The 15145-nt window shown below is 64.6% G+C and carries 15 protein-coding genes; 9 read left to right on the top strand and 6 right to left on the bottom strand.

Features of this window, described 5'->3' with window-relative positions; translation table 11 throughout:
- The first annotated feature begins 19 nt into the window (after positions 1–19).
- From ACQ4WQ_RS25125 to ACQ4WQ_RS25100, 6 genes are read left to right on the top strand one after another with little or no spacing between them, the layout of a single operon-like run.
- Positions 20–730: an SPOR domain-containing protein gene (locus ACQ4WQ_RS25125; protein ID WP_436500816.1), complete on the top strand. Its 711-nt coding sequence runs from the start codon at positions 20–22 to the stop codon at positions 728–730.
- 9 nt (positions 731–739) lie between these two features.
- A complete protein-coding gene (locus tag ACQ4WQ_RS25120) occupies positions 740–1411 on the top strand; it encodes a thiol:disulfide interchange protein DsbA/DsbL (RefSeq protein ID WP_230506386.1) in 672 nt (223 codons plus the stop codon).
- Between the two features lie 37 nt (positions 1412–1448).
- On the top strand, positions 1449–2210 hold the full coding sequence (locus ACQ4WQ_RS25115) for an SDR family oxidoreductase (RefSeq protein ID WP_436500814.1): 762 nt from the start codon (positions 1449–1451) through the stop codon (positions 2208–2210).
- 10 nt (positions 2211–2220) lie between these two features.
- Positions 2221–3015 (top strand): biotin--[acetyl-CoA-carboxylase] ligase, encoded by a 795-nt coding sequence (locus tag ACQ4WQ_RS25110; protein WP_436500812.1) that lies wholly within the window; start codon positions 2221–2223, stop codon positions 3013–3015.
- Positions 3016–3019: 4 nt separating this feature from the next.
- Positions 3020–3778: a type III pantothenate kinase gene (locus ACQ4WQ_RS25105; RefSeq protein WP_436500810.1), complete on the top strand. Its 759-nt coding sequence runs from the start codon at positions 3020–3022 to the stop codon at positions 3776–3778.
- Entirely contained in the window at positions 3772–4461 is a 690-nt protein-coding gene (locus ACQ4WQ_RS25100; RefSeq protein ID WP_326458139.1) for an SPOR domain-containing protein, read from the top strand. Before ACQ4WQ_RS25105 ends, ACQ4WQ_RS25100 begins: the two co-directional genes overlap by 7 nt.
- Positions 4462–4524: 63 nt before the next feature.
- Here the strand turns inward: ACQ4WQ_RS25100 and ACQ4WQ_RS25095 are convergent, their stop codons facing one another.
- The 6 genes from ACQ4WQ_RS25095 to ACQ4WQ_RS25070 form a co-directional block, all read right to left on the bottom strand.
- Positions 4525–5568: a septal ring lytic transglycosylase RlpA family protein gene (locus ACQ4WQ_RS25095; RefSeq protein ID WP_436500808.1), complete on the bottom strand. Its 1044-nt coding sequence runs from the start codon at positions 5566–5568 to the stop codon at positions 4525–4527.
- Entirely contained in the window at positions 5568–6683 is a 1116-nt protein-coding gene (gene rodA, locus ACQ4WQ_RS25090; protein ID WP_230541617.1) for a rod shape-determining protein RodA, read from the bottom strand. The genes ACQ4WQ_RS25095 and rodA overlap by 1 nt, the downstream gene beginning before the upstream one ends.
- A gap of 8 nt (positions 6684–6691) precedes the next feature.
- Complete coding sequence (mrdA, locus tag ACQ4WQ_RS25085) at positions 6692–8662, bottom strand: penicillin-binding protein 2 (protein WP_436500806.1); 1971 nt, start codon at positions 8660–8662, stop codon at positions 6692–6694.
- Between the two features lie 12 nt (positions 8663–8674).
- Positions 8675–9187: a rod shape-determining protein MreD gene (mreD, locus tag ACQ4WQ_RS25080; protein ID WP_326458136.1), complete on the bottom strand. Its 513-nt coding sequence runs from the start codon at positions 9185–9187 to the stop codon at positions 8675–8677.
- Positions 9184–10224, bottom strand: coding sequence for a rod shape-determining protein MreC (gene mreC, locus ACQ4WQ_RS25075; protein ID WP_326458135.1), 1041 nt, complete (start codon positions 10222–10224; stop codon positions 9184–9186). The genes mreD and mreC overlap by 4 nt, the downstream gene beginning before the upstream one ends.
- Before the next feature lie 108 nt (positions 10225–10332).
- Positions 10333–11376, bottom strand: a complete 1044-nt coding sequence (locus tag ACQ4WQ_RS25070) for a rod shape-determining protein (RefSeq protein ID WP_010393186.1) — start codon at positions 11374–11376, stop codon at positions 10333–10335.
- 351 nt (positions 11377–11727) lie between these two features.
- Between ACQ4WQ_RS25070 and gatC the strand changes: the two genes are divergently transcribed.
- The 3 genes from gatC to gatB are packed head-to-tail and all read left to right on the top strand — an operon-like array spanning position 11728 to position 15090.
- Entirely contained in the window at positions 11728–12030 is a 303-nt protein-coding gene (gatC, locus tag ACQ4WQ_RS25065) for an Asp-tRNA(Asn)/Glu-tRNA(Gln) amidotransferase subunit GatC (RefSeq protein WP_070222787.1), read from the top strand.
- A 53-nt stretch (positions 12031–12083) separates the two neighbouring features.
- Positions 12084–13568, top strand: a complete 1485-nt coding sequence (gene gatA / locus ACQ4WQ_RS25060) for an Asp-tRNA(Asn)/Glu-tRNA(Gln) amidotransferase subunit GatA (RefSeq protein WP_436500803.1) — start codon at positions 12084–12086, stop codon at positions 13566–13568.
- A gap of 46 nt (positions 13569–13614) precedes the next feature.
- The gene (gene gatB / locus ACQ4WQ_RS25055; protein WP_436501069.1) at positions 13615–15090 is read left to right on the top strand and encodes an Asp-tRNA(Asn)/Glu-tRNA(Gln) amidotransferase subunit GatB; all 1476 of its coding nucleotides are present in this window, start codon (positions 13615–13617) and stop codon (positions 15088–15090) included.
- Positions 15091–15145 lie beyond the last annotated feature (55 nt).

Here is a 15145-nt window from a genome sequence, read left to right as displayed (position 1 = left end):
CGCGAAGGTCTAATCGTCAATGAATCATGCTTCCCGCTTCTCTTCGACCCGGCGCCAGCAGGGCAACACCCTGGTCGGCATCATCATCGGCCTGGTCATCGGCCTGGGCATCGCCGTGGTGGTCGCCCTGGTGATCACCAAGGGCGCCTCGCCCTTCACCGACAAGTCGGGCAAGGCCGGCAAATCGGCCGAACCGACGGCCGGCCAGATCGCCGACCCGAACAAGCCGATGTACGGCAACAAGGAAGCGGCCAAGGAAGCGGCGCGCGACTTCTCCAAGGAGCCGCGCGAGATCGTCACGCCGACGCAGCCAGCCGCACCGGCGCCGGCGCCAGCACCCGCGCAGCAGCCGAAGGCCCCGCCGCCGGACGCGCTGCAGGAATTGATCGGTACATTGAAGGACAAGCCGGCGCCGAAAACGCCGGCGGCAGCGCCCGCGCCGCAAGCCAAGGCCGACGTGAAAGCCGAGGCCAAGTCCGATGCAGCCAGCGACAAATGGATTTATTATCTGCAGGCCGGCGCCTTCCATGACATGTCGGACGCCGAAAGCACGCGCGGCAAACTGGCGCTGCTCGGCTTCGAAGCGGCCATCAGCGACCGCAGCACCGATGCCGGCGTGCTGCACCGCGTGCGCATCGGGCCGTTCAACCAGCTCGAAGCGATGAATCGCGCGCGCACCAAACTGTCCGAAAACGGCATCGATGTCGCCGTCGTCCGCAATCAAAAATAAGGAATCAGCATGCGTTTTCTGAAGAAAATCCTGTTCGCCGCCGCCCTGTGCAGCATCGCCCTGGGCGCCTCCGCCTCGCCGGCCGAGCCGAAGAACGGCGTCGAATACGAAACCCTGCCCGCGCCGCAGGCGACGGAATCGGGCAAGAAAATCGAAGTGACGGAATTCTTCGCCTATTACTGCCCGCACTGCAACGTGCTCGAGCCGCAGCTGGCAGCCTGGGTCAAGAAACAGGGCGACAACATCGTCTTCAAGCGCGTGCACGTGTCGCGCGACGAGAGCGTGGCGCCGCAGCAGCGTTTGTTCTTCACCCTGCAAGCCATGGGCCTGGTCGACAAGCTGCATACCGGCGTCTTCCACGCCATGCACGTGGAGCGCAACCGCCTGAACACCGACGACGCCGTCTTCGACTTCGTCGCCAAGCAGGGCGTGGATCGCCAGAAATTCATCGACACCTACCGTTCGATGGGCGTCTCGGCCCGCGTGCGCCGCGCGGACGCCATGATGCAGGGCTATAACGTGACGTTCTGGCCCATGATCGCCATCGACGGCCGCTACATCACCTCGCCTTCGCAAGCCGATCAGGGCAGCAAGTCGGCCAAGAACGAAGAACAACTGAACGCCCAGGCGCTCACCGTGATGGACGTGCTGGTCGCGAAAGCCAAAGCGGAAAAGAAATAAGCATGGCCACTTCCCTGGCGCGCCCGGGCATCGCCTGATGCACAGCGTTTTCATCACGGGCGCGTCGAGCGGACTGGGCGCCGCCCTGGCGCTGCAGTACGCGCGCCAGGGCGCCCAACTGGGCTTGCTGGCCCGCCGCGGCGACGCGCTGCAGCAACTGATCGCTTCCCTGCCCCACCCTGAACGCCACCGCGCCTACGCCGTCGATGTGTGCGACCACGCCGCCCTGAAAGGCGCAGCACAGGACTTCATCGCCCATGCCGGCCGCATCGACGTCGTCATCGCCAGCGCCGGCGTGTCCTACGGTACCTTGAGCGAACACGCGGAAGACCTCGACGCCTTCGCGCGCCTCATCGCCATCAACGTCACGGCCACCGTCGCCACTTTCGCCCCCTTCATCGCCGCCATGAAAAGCCAGGGCAGCGGACGCCTGGTGGGCATCGGCAGCGTGGCCGGCATCCGCGGCCTGCCCGGCGCCGAAGCCTACAGCGCCTCGAAGGCGGCCGTCATCAGCTACTGCGAATCGCTGCGCCTGGAATTGAAACCGGCGGGCATCAAGGTCGTCACCATCACGCCCGGCTACATCGACACGCCGATGACGCGCCATAACGCCTACCGCATGCCCTTCCTGATGCCGGCCGAAAAATTCGCCGTGCGCGCCGCGCGCGCCATCGCCGACGGCGACAGCTACCGCGTGATCCCGTGGCAGATGGGCGTCGTCGCCAAGCTGCTGCGCGCGCTGCCCAATGCCGTCTACGACCGGGCCTTCGCCAACGCGCCGCACAAGGCGCGCAACTGAACCAATCACCATGACGAAGCACTCAGACTTGAACAGCGCGGCCATTGCCGCCCATTGCGCCACGGGCGCCTCCCACGTGGCCATCGAAGTGGTCGACGAAACGGGATCGACCAACGCCGACCTGCTGGCGCGCTGCGCCACCCTGGCCGGCCCCACCCTGCGCATCGCCGGCCAGCAGACGGCCGGACGGGGGCGCGCCGGACGGCCCTGGGTGTCGCAGGCGGACGCCAGCCTGATGTTCTCGCTGGCCTGGCGCTTCAAGGGGCCGCTGCACCAGCTGGTCGGCCTGCCGCTGGCCGTCGGCGTGGCGCTGGCCGAAAGCATGACGGCGCTGGGCGTGCCGGTGCAACTGAAATGGCCGAACGACCTGCTCAAGGATGGCCACAAGCTGGCCGGCATCCTCGTCGAGACGCAGCAGGCGCAGGACGGGGGCGTGTGGGCCGTCATCGGCTGCGGCATCAATCTCTTGATGCCCGATGCGCTGGAACGGCAGATCGGGCGCAGCGTCTCGGCCGTGCCCTGGCTGGCGCAGATGGAGCGCAACACCCTGGTGGCGGCGCTCCTGAGCCGCCTGGCCGGCGTGCTGGCCGAATTCGACGACACGGGCTTTGCGCCGTTTACGGAACGCTGGAACCTGCTGCACGCCTGGCAGGGCCAGCACGTGAAAATCCTCGACAACGGCCAGTTGCTGCAGCAAGGCGTGGCGGCCGGCGTGGATCTGCTGGGCCGCCTGCTGCTGCGCACCGATGGCGGCCTGCAGGAAGTCATGTCCGGCGACGTGTCCTTGCGCCTGGTCGGGGAGTAAGCGCATGCTGCTGCTGATCGACGCCGGCAATACGCGCATCAAATGGGCGCTCGTGGCTGCCGACAGTGCCGCCGGCGGCTGGCTGGCCAGCGGCGCCGTCGCGCATGCGCAGATCGACACCCTGGCCGCGCAGTGGGCGCCACTCGCCATCAGCGAAGCGCTGCTGTCGAACGTGGCCGGCGCGGTCATCGGCACGCGCCTGCGCTCCATGCTGCCGGTAGCCCCCAGCGATTTTGCCTCGCTGCCGCAGCTGGCCGGACTGACGAATGGCTACCGCGCGCCGTCGCAGCTGGGCTGCGACCGCTTTGCCGCCGCCATCGGCGCGCACGCGCTGGCGCCTGGCCAGGCCGTCATCGTCGCCAATTGCGGCACCGCCACCACCATCGACGCCATCACGGCCGACGGCGTTTTCCTCGGCGGGATGATCTTGCCGGGACTGGGACTGATGGCCAGTTCGCTGGCGCGCAACACGGCGCAGCTGCCGCAAATCGCCAGCGACGCCGCGCTGCCGGCCGGCTTTGCCGACAATACGGACGACGCCATCCTCTCCGGCTGCCTGGCGGCGCAGGCGGGCGCCATCGAACGGGCCGTACGCATGCACGGCGCCAGCGCCTGCCTGCTGTCGGGCGGCGCCGCACCGCGCATCGCACCGGCCCTGGCGCTGGCGGTGCCGCTGCATCTGGTCGATAATATCGTCATGATCGGCCTGCAGACGGCCGCGCGCGCCGGGGCGGCAGGAACACAAGGAAACCACGTATGCTGAAATTCGTCTTCTGGCTGCTGGCCGGCGTCAACCTGCTGGTGCTGGCCATCGGCCAGGGTTATCTGGGAAGTTTTCGCAGCGAGACGCGCGAACCGGCACGCCTGAAAAACCAGCTGCAGGCGGGCAAGCTCACCTTGCTGACGCAGGAGCAGGCGACCGCACCGGCCGTGGCCACAGCGCCTGCGCCCGTCGCCGCGGAAACGCCAGCGCCGCCGCCATCGTATGCGTGCACGGAAGTGGGCAATTTCCTGCTGGCCGATGGCCGCCGTTTCGAGGCGCAAGTGGCCGCGCTGGACCTGGGCGACCGCCAGTCGCGCCGCAACGTGGCCGGCCAGGACATTTCCAGCTACATGGTGTACATCCCGCCGCAAGGCAGCAAGGAAGGTGCCGACCGCAAGGCCGGCGAATTGAAGCAGCTGGGCGTGACGAATTACTTCATCATGAACGAAAGCAGCCCGCTGCGCTGGGGCATTTCACTGGGTGTATTCAAGTCGGAAACGAGCGCGCAAAGCCAGCTGGCATCGCTCAACAAGCAGGGCGTGCACAGCGCCCGCGTCGCGCCGCGCTACAGCGCCAGCAAGCAATTCGCCTACCAGTTCCGCGACCTCGACGCCGCCACGCGCGCGCGGCTGGCCGAGATCACGAAGCAGTTCGAAGAGCAGGAACTGCGCTCCTGTAAATGACACCTGACAATCGTGTCGGATTACGGCGCTTGGCGCCTGATCCGACCTACGCTCATCGCTCGCTTACCTCTCAATGACGATGGGCTTGATACCCGTCGATTCCGGCAAATTCGCCGCCGCCCGTGCCGCCTCGGCGCGGCTGGAGAACGGTCCGCCGTACAGGCGGAACAGGTTACCGGCCTGCACCACGCCCAGGGTCCCGAGCGCTGCCGCGTACGGCGCCAGGCGCGAACGGCCCGTTTCCGCATTGTCGGCGCGCGAGTAGGCACCCAGCTGCAAATAAAAGCCGCTGGCCAGCGCCGCCGGAGCAGGCATGGCCACCGTCGCATCGACGGGCAGCATCTGCGACGACACTTCCGGCTGCACCACGGCGCCCGTTTCCACAGGCGTATCGATGGAGATGGCCACCACCGACGGCACCGGCTTGGGCGCCGCGCGGGCAGCGAGGATGGCGTCGATATCGGCCGGCAGCAGGCGTTCGACGACCACCTGGTGGCTGCCCTTGCCGAGGAAGCCCAGTTTCAGCGCCGCCGTGTAGGACACGTCGATCACCCGCGTGGCGTGGAACGGGCCGCGGTCGTTGATGCGCACGATCACCTGCTCGCCGCTGTCGATGCTTGTCACGCGCGCATACGATGGAATCGGCAAGGTCGGATGGGCCGCCGTCATCTTGTACATATCGTAGATTTCGCCCGACGAGGTGCGCTGGCCATGGAATTTCTTGCCATACCAGGTGCCGGTCCCCGTCTGCTTGAATGGCTCGTTGTCGGTGATCGGCGTGTACGTCTTGCCGAAGACGACATACGGGCGGTTCGAGCGCGTCGAATACGGCTCGTTGCGCACTTCCGCGTCGGGCACGTCGCGCAGGTTGGCCGGCGGATTGTCGCCCGGGCCGTCGTCCTTGTAGTAGCCGCCGCGCCCGGAGCCGGCCGCCGGCAATGCCGGCAAGGTGGGGTCCTGGCGCACGGGCACCTTGACCTTGCCGCCCGACGGCAGCGGCACGTTGTTCGATGCGGGCTTGTGCGGCGCGGTGCCGCAGGCGGCCAGGGCCAGCAAGGCCGCCAGGCTCAGCCCGCGCATGGCGAAGGTATCGACAGGCGCCCGCATCAGGTCTGCACCAGCTTGCGGTGGCGCTGAATACTCATCAGGATACCGGTGGCCACGCCCAGGGTCAGCAGCGCGGTGCCGCCATAGCTGAGGAATGGCAGGGGGACGCCGACCACCGGCACGATGCCGCTGACCATGCCCATGTTGACAAACGCATACGTAAAGAAAATCATAGTTATCGCTCCTGCCAGCAGGCGAGTGAAAAAACTGGGGGCGTTGGCGGCGATCATCATGCCCCGTCCCACCAGCAGTAAATACATCAGCATCAGAATCAGATTACCCACCAGGCCGAACTCCTCCGAATACACGGCGAAGATGAAGTCGGTGGTGCGCTCCGGAACGAATTCCAGGTGGGCCTGCGTGCCGTGCGTCCAGCCCTTGCCCGTCATGCCGCCGGACCCGATGGCGATGATGGACTGGATGATATGGAAGCCCTTGCCCAGCGGGTCCTTGGTCGGATCGATCAGCATCATCACGCGGTCGCGCTGGTAATCATGCAGGTGCGACCAGGCGATCGGCAGGCAGGAAACAAAGGTGATCAGCAAGCCGGCCAGCACCTTCCACGACAGACCGGCCAGGAAGATGACGGTAAAGCCGGCCGCCACCACCAGCAGCGCCGTGCCCAGGTCGGGCTGGCGCGCGATCAGGTAGACGGGCACCAGCAGCAGCACGGCCGCCATCAGGAACGACTTCCAGCGCAGGGCGCCCGCATTATGCTGGAAGAACCAGGCCAGCATCAGCGGCGTGGCGATCTTCAGGAATTCGGACGGCTGGATGTCGATCACGCCGATATGCAGCCAGCGCCGCGCACCGAGCTTGATGGTGCCGAACAGCGCCACGGCCACCAGCAAGATCACCGATACCGTGTACGCCGGCACGGCGATGCGCATCATCATCTGCGGCGTCACGTTGGCCGCCACCCACATGACGAAAAAGCACAGCAGGATGTTGCGCAGGTGGTCCTCGATCTTGCCGGGGATGCCGATGCTGGCCGAATACAGGGTCAGCAGGCTGGTGCACAGCAGCATCAGGATGATGATCATCAGCGGCGGATCGAATACCGCCAGGTAGGGTTTGGCGCGCCGCCACAGCGAGCGCCTCTCGTTAATGGGCATGTGCTTCCTTATTGCCTGGCAGGCGGCGCCGGGGCGGCCTGCTCGTCGGTGATTTCTTCCAGGGTGCGCACTTCGTCGACATCTTCCTTGGGCACCTTGGTGGTGTCCTTTTCCTTGTCGCTCGGGCGCTTGCCCAGCAGGTAGTAGTCGAGCGCCTTGCGCGCGATCGGCGCGGCCACGCCGGCGCCGAAGCCCGCGTTTTCCACCACGATGGCGATCGCGATGCGCGGCTTGTCGGCCGGCGCGAAGGCCGTAAACAGGGCGTTGTCGCGCAGGCGTTCGGCCAGCAGCTTGGCATTGTACTTCTCGTTTTTCTTGATGCCCACCACCTGCGCCGTGCCCGTCTTGCCGCCCACCGTGTACTGCACGCCGGTGAAGATGCGCGCGGCCGTGCCGCCCTGCTCGCTGGTCACGCCCACCATGGCGCGCTTGATGATGTCGATGTTTTCCTGCTTGAGCGCGATGCGGTAGCTTTCCTTCGGCACCGTCAGGGTGCGCGCGCGCGTGGCCGCGTCTTCGATGATCTTCACCAGATGCGGCTTCATCACCACGCCGTTATTGGCCAGGTTGGCCGTCGCGTGGGCGATCTGCAGCGGCGTGTAGGAATTATAGCCGGAGCCGTTACTCACCGAAATCGTGTCGCCGCCCACCCATTTCTTCTGCTGCGGCGTCTTGAAGCGGTTGCGCTTCCATTCCGTCGACGGCAGCACGCCCGTCTTTTCGTTATTCAGGTCGATGCCCGTCAGCTGGCCGAAGCCGAACGGCTTCATGAAGTCGTGGATGGCGTCGATGCCCATGTCGCGGCCCAGCTGATAGTAATAGGTGTTGCACGAGACGACGATGGACTTGTGCATGTCCACCGTGCCATGGCCGCCCACCTTGTCGTCGCGGAAGGTATGGCCGCCGAGGATGAAGAAGCCGGGATCGGAAATCGACTGGCTCGGCGTGCGCTTGCCCAGTTCCAGCGCGGCCAGCGCCATGAAGGGCTTGAAGGTCGAGCCGGGCGCGTAGGTGCCCGACAGGGGCCGGTTGACCATCGGCCGGTCGAGCGAGGTATTGAGTTCGTTCCAGCTTTGCTGGTCGATGCCGTCGACGAACAGGTTGGGATCGTAGCCTGGCTTGGAGACGTAGGCCAGGATGTCGCCCGTGGCCGGGTCGATCGCCACGGCCGCGCCGCGCCATTCGCCGAATGCTTCCTCGACCACCTTCTGCAGTTCGATGTCGATCGACAGGATCAGGTTGTTGCCGGGGGTGGCCGCCGTGCGCGACAGGGTGCGCATGGCGCGCCCGCCGGCCGACACTTCCACTTCCTCGTAGCCGGTGATGCCATGCAGCTGCTTTTCATAGCTCTTTTCCAGGCCTTCCTTGCCGATATGGTCGGTGCCGTTGTAGTTGGCCGCGTCCTCGCCCTCTTCCAGCGCCTTGGCTTCATTGCGGTTGATGCGGCCGATGAAGCCCACCACGTGCGAGGCGATTTCGCCCATCGGATACTGGCGGAACAGGCGCGCCTGCACTTCCACGCCGGGGAAGCGGAAACGCTGCGCCGTGAAGCGCGCCACTTCCTCGTCCGTCAGGCGCGTGCGCAGCGGCACGCTGACGAAGTTCTTCGATTCTTCCAGCAGCTTCTTGAAGCGGCGGCGGTCCTTGATGTCGATCTGCACCAGGGTCGACAGCTCGTCGATCACCGAATCGAGGCTGGCGCTCAATTTCGACGGCGTGATCTCCAGCGTGTAGGCCGAGTAATTGCGCGCCAATACCACGCCGTTGCGGTCGAGGATCAGGCCGCGCGTGGGCACGATGGGCACCACGGCGATGCGGTTGTCTTCGGCCTTGGTCGCATAGTCCTCGTGCTTGATCACCTGCAGCCAGATGAAGCGCGCCAGCAGCAGCGAAAAGCAGACGAAGACGAGCGCGCCCAGGATGGTCAGGCGCATGCGGAAAAAATGCAGTTCGCGCTCGGTATTTTTCAGTTCGGTCATGGCAGGCGCCCGTCAGATCGGCCGGTTATGGTCGCGGTCCACGGCACGGCGCTGCGGCGCCAGCAGGATCCACGTCACGAAAGGCCACAGGGCGACGGCGACGAAGCTCTCGATGAAATTGAGCCAGCCGGGGAAACGGCCAGAGACGATCAGCCGCGTCAGCAATTGCAGCGCCTGCGTCAGCAGCAGCAGCGGCAGCACGTGCAGCGCCTGCGTCAGGATGGGGAACCACAGCACGCGCCGGTGCATCATGATGGCGAAATACGACAGCAAGGTATAGGCCAGCGCATTCTCGCCCAGCAGGGTCGAGTCGTGCACGTCCATCATCAGGCCCATGAAGAACGCGACGCCGATACCGACCTTGCGCGGCTGGTGAATGCCCCAGAAGACCAGCACCAGGGCGACGAAATCGGGCACGCCGACGAACTGCCCCCATGGCAGCAGGTTCAGCAGAAAAGCGCACAGCAGGGAAAAACCGATGAACACGGGGCTGACCGGCAGCAGGATGTAATGCGGGCGGTTCATCGTGTCGCTTCCTTCGGTGGCACGGCGGCAGGTGCTGGTACAGGCGTTGCCGGCGCGGCCGGTTTCGGCACGGGGGTGGCGGGCGGTTTCGCGGCCGGCGCGGGCGCGGCGGCAGCCTCCTTGGCGGGGTCCTTGATCGGCGCCATCTTGCCGGCGATCTTGCGGCCCGTCTTGACATCTTCGGCGGGCGGGCGCGGCGGAATCTCGGGCGACGTCATCAAAATGAGCAATTGGGTGTTGCGTTCGATGCCGGCCAGCGGCTGGCACACGACGCGGCCGAACGGGCCATGCGCATTGCGCTCGACCAGGGTCACGCGCGCCACGGCCAGGCCGGCCGGGTACAGGCCGTCGAGGCCCGAGGTGATGACGATGTCGCCGATCTGGATGTCGGCGCTGGGGGCCGTGAAGCGCAGCTCCATGGTGCCGGACTTGCCGCGCCCGATGGCCACGCTGCGCACGCCATTGCGCAGCAGCTGCACGGGAATGGCCTGTTCTTCATCGGTCAAGAGGGTTACTTCGGAGGTGAACGGGAACACGCGCGTGACCTGCCCCACCACGCCCAGGTTGTCGATCACGGGGCGGCCCAGTTCCACGCCGTTCTGGATGCCCCGGTCCAGCACGATCTTGCGCGAGGCCGAGTCGCGCGTGTCATACAGCACTTCGGCCATCAGGGTCTTGACGGGCACGCGCTCGCGCGCTTCCATCAGCTTGCGCAAGTGGTTGTTTTCAACGATGTTGAGCTGCGCCTGCTGCAGGATCTGCGCCGAGGCGATCTGTTCGTGCTTCAGGTCGCGCACCTGTTTTTCCAGGGCGGACAGCGAAGAAAAGTAGTTGCCGACGCCCAGCGCCACGTCGCGCGGCACCAGGGCCGCCATCTGCACCGGATACAGCACGGTGCCGACGGCCTGGCGCACGGCCGTCAGCGCGTGCATGCGCGAATCGACCAGCAGCAGGGCGATAGAAATGCCGGCGAACACCATCATCTTGACGCGGGCGGAGGCGCCTTGTTTGAAAAGTGGCGGAGGACTGTATTCCATGACTTCCAATAATCAGGCCAGGCGCAGTGCGCCAACGTGCAGGCCCCGGTCAAACGCCGGCGCCAAAACCAAAAAAAGGCCGGAATGGTTTCCGGCCCTTCTGTCAGATTATTCGTAGGAGAAGATCGAGCCGAGCTTGTCCATACGTTCCAGTGCCATCCCGGAACCGCGCACCACGCAGGTGAGCGGGTCCTCGGCCACCAGCACCGGCAGGCCGGTTTCCTCCATCAGCAGGCGGTCCAGGTCGCGCAGCAGCGCGCCGCCGCCCGTCAGCATCATGCCTTTTTCGGCGATGTCGGCGCCCAGTTCCGGCGGCGTCTGTTCCAGCGCGTTTTTCACGGCCGAGACGATGTTGTTCAGCGGGTCGGTCAGCGCTTCGAGGATCTCGTTGCTGGAAATGGTGAACGAACGGGGGATGCCTTCGGACAGGTTGCGGCCCTTGACTTCCATTTCCTTCACTTCCGAACCGGGGAAGGCCGAACCGATGGCCTTCTTGATGGCTTCGGCCGTCTGTTCGCCGATCAGCATGCCGTAGTTGCGGCGGATGTAGTTGACGATGGCTTCGTCGAACTTGTCGCCACCCACGCGCACGGAACCCTTGTAGACCATGCCGCCCAGCGAGATGATGCCCACTTCCGTCGTGCCGCCGCCGATGTCGACCACCATCGAGCCGGTCGCTTCCGACACGGGCAAGCCCGCGCCGATGGCCGCTGCCATCGGTTCTTCGATCAGGTACACCTGCGAGGCGCCGGCGCCCAGGGCCGATTCGCGGATCGCGCGGCGTTCGACCTGGGTCGAACCGCACGGCACGCAAATGATGATGCGCGGCGATGGACGGAAGAATTTCGAGTCGTGCACCATGCGGATGAATTGCTTGAGCATCTGCTCGGTCACGGTGAAGTCGGCGATCACGCCATCTTTCATCGGACGAATCGCTTCGATATTGCCCGGCACCTTGCCCAGCATCTGCTTGGCTTCCTTGCCGACTGCCTGAATGGTCTTCTTGCCATTCGGACCGCCTTCCTGGCGGATGGCGACGACGGATGGCTCGTCCAGGACGATACCGAGGCCGCGTACATAAATAAGGGTGTTGGCCGTGCCCAAGTCAATGGCCAGATCGGTGGAGATATACCTGCGTAAAAAACCAAACATGAGTGTCCTGTAGCGCATCGAGCTGCGCAAAAGCTGTTTATGGGGAGTTTCAAAGCGGGCGCTTTCAGGCACCCTGAAAATCCATGAAGGCGATTTTTCCGGGTTTCGCTTGGCGCTTGCGCAATCTTTTCTATGCTGCGGCAGCGGTCCATCAGCGCCGGCAACGCATTAACCCGCCATTCTACCTTATAATTTGAATGCGATTTGCTCAAAAACCATGGAAAAGTGCGACTCTTGCAGCCGCGAGTTACGCGGCATTCCTCGATTTTTGTGAGCAAAATAGCAGTAAATACCCGCGTTTTATCAAAACGCCAACTTAATACTAATGCGCGGCACTCCGCGCCATTCGCCATGTCCCTGACACTCTCCGACGTAAAACGCATCGCCCACCTGGCCCAACTTGAAATGGCCGACGACCAGGCCGTCACGTCTTTGGCCCAATTGAACAAGATTTTCGCACTGGCGGAACAAATGCAAGCCGTCAATACCGATGGCGTGGCGCCCCTGAGCCACCCGCTGGCCGCCCACATGGACAATATCGCCCTGCGCCTGCGCGAAGACGTCGCCACGGAACAGAATCGCCGCGACGCCTACCAGGCCGTGGCACCGAAGGTACAGGATGGACTCTATCTCGTTCCCAAGGTTATCGAATAAACACGCCGTTGCGCCGTTCCCGCCTTCTTGCCGAATATCACAATAGAAACGCCATGCATACAAAATCCATCAAACAGCTGTCCACGCTTTTGCAGAACAAGGAAATTTCCGCCGTTGCACTGGCGACGCATTTCCTCGACCGCATCGAAGCGGACAACTCGAACGCCTTCCTGCACGTCGACCGTGCCCTGACCCTGGCGCAAGCTGCCGACGCCGACGCGCGCATCGCCGCCGGCACGGCCACGCCGTTGACGGGCGTGCCGATCGCGCACAAGGACTTGTTCGTCACGAAAGGCTGGCGCACGACGGCCGGCTCGAAAATGCTGGCCAACTACGCCAGCCCGTTTGACGCCACCGTGGTGGAAAAATTCCAGGCCGCCGGCATGGTCACCCTGGGCAAGGTCAATTGCGATGAATTCGCCATGGGTTCCGGCAACGAGAACTCGGCCTTCGGCGCCGTGCGGAACCCGTGGGATAAAACAGCCGTGCCGGGCGGCTCGTCCGGCGGTTCGGCCGCCGCCGTCGCGGCCGGCCTGGCGCCAGCGGCCACCGGCACCGATACGGGCGGCTCGATCCGCCAGCCAGCCGCTTTTTGCGGCATCACCGGCATCAAGCCGACGTATGGCCGCGTCTCGCGCTTCGGCATGATCGCCTTTGCCTCGTCGCTGGACCAGGGCGGCCCGATGGCCCGCTCGGCCGAAGACTGCGCCCTGCTGCTCACCGCCATGGCCGGCTTCGACGAACGCGACTCGACCAGCCTGTCCCCGGAACAAGGCGGCGTGGCGGAAGATTTTTCGCGCGACCTGGAGCAACCCCTCACTGGCTTGCGCATCGGCGTGCCGCGCGAGTACTTCGGCGAGGGCCTGGCCAAGGACGTGGAAGCGGCCGTGCGCGGCGCGCTGGCGCAGTATGAAAAGCTGGGCGCCACCCTGGTCGACATCTCGCTGCCCAACACGGCCCTGTCGATTCCCGCCTATTACATGATCGCGCCTGCCGAAGCGTCGTCGAACCTGTCGCGCTACGACGGCGTGCGCTACGGCCACCGCGCCGCCGAGTACAAGGACTTGCAGGACATGTACAAGAAGTCGCGCGCCCAGGGCTTCGGCCCGGAAGTGCAGCGCCGCATCATGGTCGGCACCTATGTGCTGTGCCACGGCTACTACGACGCCTACTACCTGAAGGCGCAAAAGATCCGCCGCCTGATCGCGCAGGATTTCGACGCCGTATTAAATGGCCCGAACGCCGTCTGCGACGTCATCATGGGCCCCGTCGCGCCGACCGTCGCCTGGGACCTGGGCGACAAGACGGACGACCCGGTGGCGAACTACCTGGCCGACATCTACACCCTGTCGACCAGCCTGGCCGGCCTGCCCGGCATGTCGATACCGTGCGGCTTCGGCGCAGGCGAAAAAAACAGCAAGCGCCCCGTCGGCCTGCAAATCATCGGCAATTATTTCGGCGAAGCGAAGCTGCTGAACGTAGCCCACCAGTTCCAGCAAGTGACGGACTGGCATACGCGCAGCCCTGACGGCATTTAAGAAAATTAAGAAAAAATTCGCGCCGCCCAGGCGGCGCCACCAAAAAATAAGCGAGAACACTATGCAATGGGAAGTCGTCATCGGTCTTGAGAACCACGTGCAGCTCACGACCGAATCCAAAATTTTCAGCGGTTCGCCGATCAAGTACGGCGCCGAAGCCAACACGCAGGCGAGCCCCGTCGACCTGGCGCTGCCGGGCGTGCTGCCGGTGATGAACAAGCAAGCCGTCGACCGCGCAATCCGTTTCGGCCTGGCCGTCGGCGCCACCGTCGCGCCGCACTCGGTCTTTGCCCGTAAAAACTATTTTTATCCCGATTCGCCCAAGGGCTACCAGATCAGCCAGTTCGAAGACCCCGTCGTCATCGGCGGCGCCCTGACCTTCGGCTACGAAAAGGATGGCGAATTCGTCACCAAGACGGTGAACCTGACGCGCGCCCACCTGGAAGAAGACGCGGGCAAATCCCTGCACGAAGACTACGCGGGCATGAGCGGCATCGACTTGAACCGCGCCGGCACGCCGCTGCTGGAAATCGTCTCGGAGCCGGAAATCCGCAGCGCCGCCGAAGCCGTGGCCTACGCCAAGGCCCTGCACTCGCTGGTCATGTGGCTGGGCGTTTGCGACGGCAACATGCAGGAAGGCTCGTTCCGCTGCGACGTCAACGTCTCCGTGCGTCCCGTCGGCCAGAAGGAATTCGGCACCCGCTGCGAAATCAAGAACCTGAACTCCTTCCGCTTCATCGAGGAAGCCGTGCACGTCGAAGTGCGCCGCCAGATCGAACTGATCGAAGACGGCGGCAAGGTCGTGCAGGCCACGCGCCTGTACGATCCGGACCGCAAGGAAACGCGCGAAATGCGCAGCAAGGAAGACGCCCAGGACTACCGCTACTTCCCGGACCCTGACCTCCCGCCGCTGGTCATCTCGCAAGCGTGGATCGATACGGTCAAGGCGTCGATGCCGGAACTGCCGGCCGCCATGCGCGCCCGCTTTATCAGCGAATACGCGCTGCCGGACTACGATGCGCTGGTGCTGACGCAATCGAAAGCCATGGCCACCTACTTCGTCGCCGTGGTCGAGAAGGCCGGCAAGGAAAACGCCAAGGCCGCCGCCAACTGGCTGATGGGCGACGTAGCGTCGACCCTGAACCGCGAAGGCGTGGACCTGGACGACGCCCCCGTCTCCGCCGCGCAACTGGCCGCCATGCTCAAGCGCATCGCCGACGGCACGATCTCGAACAAGGCGGCAAAGGAAGTCTTCGCCGGCATGTGGGAAGCGAAATCGAACGACGAGCACCTGGTTGACGCCATCATCGACGCCAAGGGCTTGAAGCAGATCTCGGACTCGGGCGCGCTCGAAGCCATCGTCGATGAAGTGCTGGCGGCCAACGCCAAGTCGGTGGAACAGTACCGCGCCGGCAAGGAAGCGGCGATCAATGCACTGATCGGCCAGGCCATGAAGGCGTCCAAGGGCAAGGCCAACCCGGCCCAGCTGACGGAACTGCTGAAGGCCAAGCTGGCGGGATAATTTTCACTCGCCCCAAAAAAAGACGCTGCGGCGTCTTTTTTTTTGCCCATCGACC

Source organism: Janthinobacterium goodfellowi, assembly GCF_051380695.1.
GTDB lineage: Bacteria > Pseudomonadota > Gammaproteobacteria > Burkholderiales > Burkholderiaceae_D > Janthinobacterium.
This window is presented reverse-complemented; position numbering and strand designations above follow the sequence as displayed.

Excerpts from the sequence above, each read along its gene's own strand:
- ACQ4WQ_RS25125 (WP_436500816.1), top strand. The coding sequence starts at position 20 with ATGAATCATGCTTCCCGCTTCTCTTCGACCCGGCGCCAGCAGGGCAAC.
- ACQ4WQ_RS25120 (WP_230506386.1), top strand. The coding sequence starts at position 740 with ATGCGTTTTCTGAAGAAAATCCTGTTCGCCGCCGCCCTGTGCAGCATC.
- ACQ4WQ_RS25115 (WP_436500814.1), top strand. The coding sequence starts at position 1,449 with ATGCACAGCGTTTTCATCACGGGCGCGTCGAGCGGACTGGGCGCCGCC.
- ACQ4WQ_RS25110 (WP_436500812.1), top strand. The coding sequence starts at position 2,221 with ATGACGAAGCACTCAGACTTGAACAGCGCGGCCATTGCCGCCCATTGC.
- ACQ4WQ_RS25105 (WP_436500810.1), top strand. The coding sequence starts at position 3,020 with ATGCTGCTGCTGATCGACGCCGGCAATACGCGCATCAAATGGGCGCTC.
- ACQ4WQ_RS25100 (WP_326458139.1), top strand. The coding sequence starts at position 3,772 with ATGCTGAAATTCGTCTTCTGGCTGCTGGCCGGCGTCAACCTGCTGGTG.
- ACQ4WQ_RS25095 (WP_436500808.1), bottom strand. The coding sequence starts at position 5,568 with ATGCGGGCGCCTGTCGATACCTTCGCCATGCGCGGGCTGAGCCTGGCG.
- rodA (WP_230541617.1), bottom strand. The coding sequence starts at position 6,683 with ATGCCCATTAACGAGAGGCGCTCGCTGTGGCGGCGCGCCAAACCCTAC.
- mrdA (WP_436500806.1), bottom strand. The coding sequence starts at position 8,662 with ATGACCGAACTGAAAAATACCGAGCGCGAACTGCATTTTTTCCGCATG.
- mreD (WP_326458136.1), bottom strand. The coding sequence starts at position 9,187 with ATGAACCGCCCGCATTACATCCTGCTGCCGGTCAGCCCCGTGTTCATC.
- mreC (WP_326458135.1), bottom strand. The coding sequence starts at position 10,224 with ATGGAATACAGTCCTCCGCCACTTTTCAAACAAGGCGCCTCCGCCCGC.
- ACQ4WQ_RS25070 (WP_010393186.1), bottom strand. The coding sequence starts at position 11,376 with ATGTTTGGTTTTTTACGCAGGTATATCTCCACCGATCTGGCCATTGAC.
- gatC (WP_070222787.1), top strand. The coding sequence starts at position 11,728 with ATGTCCCTGACACTCTCCGACGTAAAACGCATCGCCCACCTGGCCCAA.
- gatA (WP_436500803.1), top strand. The coding sequence starts at position 12,084 with ATGCATACAAAATCCATCAAACAGCTGTCCACGCTTTTGCAGAACAAG.